2 protein-coding genes are annotated in these 4,644 nt (G+C 64.5%); one reads left to right on the forward strand and one right to left on the reverse strand.

From position 1 onward, the window contains the following. Positions 1-184: 184 nt before the first annotated feature. Positions 185-2,980 (reverse strand): AAA family ATPase, encoded by a 2,796-nt coding sequence (locus MXD61_RS05405; protein WP_248811742.1) that lies wholly within the window; start codon positions 2,978-2,980, stop codon positions 185-187. Positions 2,981-3,695: 715 nt separating this feature from the next. Here MXD61_RS05405 and MXD61_RS05410 point away from each other — a divergent pair. Then, on the forward strand, positions 3,696-3,989 hold the full coding sequence (locus MXD61_RS05410; protein ID WP_248811743.1) for a hypothetical protein: 294 nt from the start codon (positions 3,696-3,698) through the stop codon (positions 3,987-3,989). Positions 3,990-4,644 lie beyond the last annotated feature (655 nt).

The raw sequence follows: 4,644 nt of genomic DNA on the forward strand, positions 1-4,644 counted from the left end.
CCTCACCAACCGCAAGGTCGAGATCGACGCGTCGATCGACCTCGCCCGCGAGATCCGCAGCCAGCTGGACTGAAACAACGAGCGGAACCACGCCGCTGCAAGCTCGAGACAGCCCTTGCGAAAGATCGGTCACGACACCCTCTTGGCCACCGCCGAATCACCGACGTCATCGGTGGATCCAGGTTCACGACCCATGGGCCGGGACTGGCAGCTCGCTGCGGCGGCTGATGTTCAGCTTGCTGTACACTCTGGTGAGGTGCTGCTCGACCGTACTGGTCGTGATGAAGAGTCGGCGGGCGATCTCCCGGTTGCTGTAGCCGTCAGCGGCGAGGGCCGCTACCCGTTGCTCTCCCTTGCTCAGGGTTCGGTATCGTTCGCGGGCCCCGGCGTCGTGTTTCTTGTCCTTATCAGCACGAGAGCCGGTGTCCTCGGCCGGGAAGGATGTATCGGTGATGACGGTCGCGCCGCATTGCTTGGCAATCCGATGTGCTCGGGATCTGAAGTCCCTCGCTCGGGCTGTCTCGCCCGATGCGTGATATTCCCGGCCCAGGTCTGCCAGTGCACGGGCGAGTTCGAGCCGGTCGCCGGAATGCTGGAGTTCCTGCACCGATTGCCTGAGGTGCGCCCGCCGCTTGGCCGGATCACCGGACGCGGCCAGTACGCGCAACGAGATACCGCGTTCCCTCGTGTGCGCAAGGGTGAGCATCTTCAGCTGCTCCAACGCCAACTGATGTGCTTGCTCTCTGCGTCGAAGCCCGAGGTGGGCGAGTGCGGCATCGGTTCGCCAGGGCACCAGTGCAGGGAGGTCGAGGTTCCACCGGGTGACCAGGTCGGAGACGAGCTGGAACTCATTCAAGGCGCTAGGGAAATTCTTTCGCGCAAGGTAGAAGCGGCCGCGAGCTTGCAGATAGTGAATTCCGATGGGCGTTTTGAGCAGGACATCGGGGACGGGGGTGCGCAGATGGGTGAGCGCCTTCTTGTGTCTGCCCATCATGGTCGCCGTATTGACCAGAACGCTGAGCGGGATGAGGATGCCGATGCCCCATCCCTCGGCCGGGATGAGCTGCAAAGCCCGGCCGGCGTGAGTCTCCGCCGAGACCAGATTGCCCTGCCGCAGCGCGATCATGGAGCGAAGGGCGGCGAATATCGCCTGCCAGACGGGTGCCTCCTGCGCTGCGGCATCCTGCTGGAAGGTTTCGCACCACGTGTCCGCGGTGCCAAGCCGCTCACCATAGGCGAGGGCGCCGAGCGCAGAGGCGACAGCGCCGAAAGCGGGCTCACTCAAAGTGCTTTGCTCAATGAGCTGCTCGGCGGCGACCGTCGGCTCTCCGGGACCGTCCGTGAGGGTCCTCACGAGCAGCGCGACGGCTTGGCACATGGGGTTGTTCGGCGCCGACGCAGACTGGCCTCGGGCCAATGCGGTAGCTCTCCGCTCCGGCTCTTCGCCGGACGGGAACATGTAGGAGAGACCCAGCCGAATGGCGTCGAGCCGGTCGGCTGTGTGCTGATCGAGTGCTTTCTTCGGATCGCTGATGCGCTTGAGCGTCTCGCGCGCCTCGTCCTCGCGGCCGAACCACATCAAGCGGCTCACCCAGGCAGGCAGGTCCTGTCCGGAGGGGTCGCCACCGGAAAAGATGGTGCTGATCACCTCTGCTCCATGACGCATCGCCAGGGCGGGATTCAGTCGCCATTCCGCCCGCGCCAGTAGTGCCTTGGTGTGCTCGCTGTGAGGGGCCTGGGCCGGGAGGCGGCGCGCAAGCCGCAGGTAACTCAGCGCCCGTCTCACCTCTCCGCTCGACAGAGCGTGATCTGCGGCCTCGTTCAGGGCCGATACCGCCCAGGTCGCCTGAGGCTTCCCCGCGGCGACAAGGTGATCGGCGACGACGCGGAGGGACGCGCCCTCGATCCGGAGGAGGTCCGCCGCCCGCGCATGCATGGCAGCCTGTTCACAGGGAGTCAGCCCATCCAGTACGGCATTGTGCAGCGCCGGATGCCGGAAGCGGCCGCTCGCGAAGCACCCGGTGTTGTCGAGCGCGCTCAGCGCCCGTACCGTCGCGTCGCTTTCAAGACCCGCGAGGATCCCAGCCGCCGAAGGCGTTCCCGAATCTCCCAGAATCGCCAACCACTGCGCCAGTTCAAGCATGGTAGAGTCGCGTCGATGTAGTATGGACCGGAATGCGCGGATGGTTTCCGGTCCAATTGTCTGCCGGCCGGGTTCAGTGTCCTGACCGGACCATAAGTAGTCGTCGACAAGACCGCGCACCATCGTCGGATTACCGCCGCTGATGGCATGAAACTCAGCGGCAACCTGCTTTGCCACGGTGCCGCAGATCTGCTCGACGAGCGTGCTCTCCACGCCGTTCTCGGTCAGCAGGTCCAGATGGATGTGCCGGCAGTGAGGCGCCGGGGGTAGTCCGCCGAGGAACGCCGGACTGAACGATTGCGGTCCGTCGGTGGCGCTGACCATCACCATGAACCGGGCCTGCCGGAGCCGGTCGATGATCGACGAGAGGCACTGCAGTGACTCCTGGTCGGCGTTGTGTGCATCGTCCACGACCATGAGCAGCGGACGATTCGTCTCTTCCGTGACGTCCAAGAGAAGTCTACTCAAAATGTGAGAGAGGTAAGCCAGATATTTTCCGGCGTCCATTTCATTTTGGCCAGGAGTGCCGGACTTGGCGGCCAGGGCTTCGAAATTCAGCAGCCGATCCGCTTGTTCCCGCGCCTTCGTTGGCAGCTGTGGGCTCATGAAAAGCTGCCATATGGTGCCGAAGGGAAGAGCGTGATCCACGGCGGAGGCGATTGCTGCGCAATGAATGGAACCCGCGGCTACGGCGTCTTCGGCGAATGTCCGGATAATCTCTGTCTTGCCGGTTCCCGCCGCGCCGGTTATCAGCGCTATCCGTTCCTGGCCTCGGCGACATTCATCGTAGAGAGCCGCTAGGTCGGACAATGGCTTGTCTCGCTCAAGCAACCTCATGATATAACCCCAATCTCCTAAAAATACGAAGACACAGTCAGGCCTGGTGCTACTGGCCGTAGTGCCGGTCGCAGAGTTGCCAGGGGATCACGGCTCGGCAGCTTTGGGACACTTGCCGCTGCAGAGCGGTCGCCGAGGACGCTCGCGGCGGTGCCATCGAGACGGCGCACGTCGGCGATGACGACGCCAGGACTGTGGCCTGAGAACGTGACCGGAAGCGGGGATTGCCGCAAGAAGGTGTCGCAGTTCCGGTCGGCGGCCGGTTCGGCCACGCCCGTCAGCGCCTGCTTCGCCCGGCGGTCCTGTCGACCGGGGGCGCTGGACGCCGCCGGCGTGCGTACGGCACACGAGCCGGGCCGTGGCTGTGCGTGAGCGGACGCTGCGGAGAGCATGGTGATCGAGTGGCGGGCACCGGTGTTCGTGACGATTGGGGTCTGCCTGACCGGCGCCCACGTGGCTCCGGCGAGCATTTGCGGGGAATCGCTCGGTGCGCAGCAGCCGGCTGACGCCGACCGCACTCGATCTCACGTCGAGCTCGCGGACGATCAAGTCCCGGACCATTTCCCCTGTCCTCAAGGCGGCCTCGGACACAACTGCCGCGGGGCCACGCTGAGGATGAACCCGTGCCACCGGCAGATCTGGTCGGTGACGGCCACAGCGGGCGACCCGGCACCGCCTTTGCCTTCGACGCGCCCCGCAGTACCGCGAGAGTTTTGTGATCCAGCTTCTTGCCATCGTTGTCGCGCAACAAAAAATCCTCCCCACCATCACCGGAAACCTGGGAACCACCCCGGCGATTACTGGCTTGCTCACGAACTCCTTGTTAAAATCATCTAACCGATCGTTCTTGTGTGGTGCCGGATTTCTTCCATCGCCCAGCCATTTCGAGCCGAATCGCGTCAACTGTCTTGCTCACGCGGATGCCCGCCGGGATCGCAACATGGTTGCCCGTCATGGCTACGATCAAAGCGATTTCCCGGCAATCATCGGTCGCCGCCCGCCACGGTAACGACTGAAGCCTCTGTGTCACCCGTGGCGCCGAGTGGGGCAGGCGTGGTCCATCATTGCGCGCGGCCGACACCCCGGCCCGTCTGGTAGCACGTAGTCGACCCCCAGTCATGCAAGTTCCCCCTCTCACGGTAAAATGCTGAATACGATAGGTACGCTGTTGAACGCAAACGTGACTCAGGTCACGATCCTTTTTGTCTACCTCCCCGGCCAGTCGGGGTGCAACCGGAGGTTGACCCGAGTTCCGCAGTTGGTGGTCACACGAAGTCGCTGATCATAGTGTTGACCTGGGGAAACGTGTGTAGGGCCGGGTGGGGGCGTGTGTCCACGCCCTGGCCGGCCCTGGCGGGGGCTGTCGCGGGTGATCAGGTGGGGTCGAAGGCGGTGACCCGGGCGGGCGGTGGGACGGAAACGTGCTGGTATATGGCCCTCTGGGTTGGGCTGAGGGCGGTCGTCTGGGTCACCGTGCCGGCGGGGCCGGCGAGGGTGATCTGCATGATCCGGCCGGTCTGGCGGCGGATCGTGCGCCAGGTTTGCTCGGATCGGCGTTCCGCGTCCACGACGCCTGGGCGCCGTACGCCAGGGCTGCGGCAAGTTTGCTGGGTAGCGACTTGTGGGTCGTGTCGAGGGTCTGCGGTGGATGTGGGATGTGAGGA

The organism is Frankia sp. AgPm24 (genome assembly GCF_023243055.1).
GTDB lineage: Bacteria > Actinomycetota > Actinomycetes > Frankiales > Frankiaceae > Frankia > Frankia umida.

Excerpts from the sequence above, each read along its gene's own strand:
- MXD61_RS05405 (WP_248811742.1), bottom strand. The coding sequence starts at position 2,980 with ATGAGGTTGCTTGAGCGAGACAAGCCATTGTCCGACCTAGCGGCTCTC.